This window comes from Leucobacter soli (genome assembly GCF_042659205.1).
In the GTDB taxonomy this organism is placed as follows: Bacteria; Actinomycetota; Actinomycetes; order Actinomycetales; family Microbacteriaceae; genus Leucobacter; species Leucobacter soli.
This window is the reverse complement of sequence record NZ_JBHSRW010000372.1, coordinates 1-1,342: the sequence shown is the minus strand read 5'-3', so window position 1 is coordinate 1,342 and position 1,342 is coordinate 1. Positions and strand designations below refer to the sequence as shown.

The 1,342-nt window shown below is 72.0% G+C and carries 2 protein-coding genes; both read right to left on the bottom strand.

Going from position 1 to position 1,342, the window contains the following annotated elements:
* On the bottom strand, positions 1-315 hold a 315-nt coding region (locus ACFPZL_RS13260; protein ID WP_382335838.1), incomplete at its 3' end, for an ATP-binding cassette domain-containing protein.
* The coding region (locus ACFPZL_RS13255; protein WP_382335836.1) for a metal ABC transporter substrate-binding protein at positions 312-1,342 on the bottom strand (1,031 nt) is incomplete at its 5' end. The genes ACFPZL_RS13255 and ACFPZL_RS13260, both read right to left, overlap by 4 nt.

Below are 1,342 nucleotides of genomic sequence, written 5' to 3'. Positions count from 1 at the left end.
GATCCCCTGGCGGGCCCGGGTCGGCGTCGTGCCGAGCACCTGCACCTGCCCGCCAAGGTGCTCGGCCAGGCCGAGCAGGCCGCGCAGCAGTGTCGACTTGCCGGATCCGTTCGGGCCGATGAGCGCGATCACCTCGCCGGCGTGGATGTCGAGCGTGAGCCCGGCGACCCGGCCCCGGCCGGCATAGCCGAACGCCGCCCCCCGAAGGCGGACAATCGGGTCGGCTGGGTCGGGCGGGGGGGGGGGGGTGGAGCCGGCAGCCGCATCTGCGGCGGCCGGCTCCACGGCAGTGCACTCGTCGGGGGTCTGCGTCACTGACTCTCCAGTTCTGCCGGCAGCGGATCCACGCCCGCCCCCCAGGCCTCGAGGATCGTGCGCGTGTTCTCGATCGTAGCGCCGAGATAGGTGGATGCGGCGGTGTCGGCCGGGCCCAGCGAGTCCGCGTAGAGGCTCTCGGCGTCGACCACTCGGATCCCGGCCTCGGCGGCAACCGTGCGCGCGAGCTTCGGGCTCATCGACGACTCCACGAAGATCGCCTTCACGCCGTGCTCCCGGATCTCCTCGACCAGCTCGTCGATCTGAGCGGCGCTCGGCTCGGCGTTGTCCTCGAAGCTCGGCACGAGGGAGCCGATGAAGGCGATGCCGTAGTCGTGCAGGTAGTAGCGGAGGGAGTCGTGGCCGCTGACGAGGACGCGGTCGGCATCGGGCACTCGCGAGAACTGCTCGCCGATCCACGTGTCGAGGGCGGCGAGCCGCGCGGTGTACGCATCCGCCCGCTCCTCGTAACCGGCGGCGTGCGCCGGATCCGCCGCGCTCAGGCCCTCCGCGATCTCCGCGACCATGCCCTGCGCGAGGCGGGGCGAGGTCCAGATGTGCGGGTTGAGGCCGCCGTGATCGTGGTCGTGCTCGTCGCCCTCGTGCGCGTGGTCCTCGTCGTGCTCGTGCACCTCTTCAGCATGCTCGTCGGCGTGCTCCTCGCCCTCATCGGCATGATCGTGATCCGCATGATCCTCATCGGCGTGATCGTGGTCGTGCTCGGCCTCCTCCTCGGCCTCCGCGGTGATGCGCTCGGCCTCGGCGAGGTCGATCCCATCGCTCGCGGTCACGACCGTGCCGCTGAAGCCGGAGGCCTCGACGGCGCTGTCGATGAACGTCTCGAGGCCGGCCCCGTTGACGATGAGCACGTCGGCCGCCCCGAGCGCGAGCAGGTCGGCGGGGCTCGGGTCGAAATGATGGGCGGAGGCGCCGGGGGCGAGCAGCCCGGTGAGCGCGATGCCGCTGCCGCCCACCTGCGCGGCGAAGTCGGCCAGCTGGGTGGTCGTGGCGACCACCTTGAGCGTCC